General features: G+C 61.8%; 1 protein-coding gene. It reads right to left on the minus strand.

Going from position 1 to position 204, the window contains the following annotated elements; translation table 11 throughout:
* A partial coding sequence (locus tag BFP90_RS01595) for an immunoglobulin-like domain-containing protein (RefSeq protein WP_370671676.1) occupies positions 1–204 on the minus strand: 204 nt, incomplete at both ends.

Consider the following 204-nt stretch of genomic DNA (forward strand, 5'->3'; position numbering starts at 1 on the left):
CAACAGTACCCGTCGATTCCCCCGCCTTGATGGTAATCACCGAGCCATTGCTCAAGGTGACGCTCACCGGCGTCTGTGCCGGGTTGGTCAGGGTCGCGGTGTAGGTGATCTGGCCACCTTCAGTCACGGTCGAGCCGGCCGTCAGGGTGACAGTGGTGGTATCGACCACATCAGTAATCGTGGTGACCGCAGGCGTGGTGCTCG

Origin of the sequence: Pseudomonas sp. 24 E 13 (assembly GCF_900004715.1) — a bacterium.
Lineage (GTDB): Bacteria > Pseudomonadota > Gammaproteobacteria > Pseudomonadales > Pseudomonadaceae > Aquipseudomonas > Aquipseudomonas orientalis_A.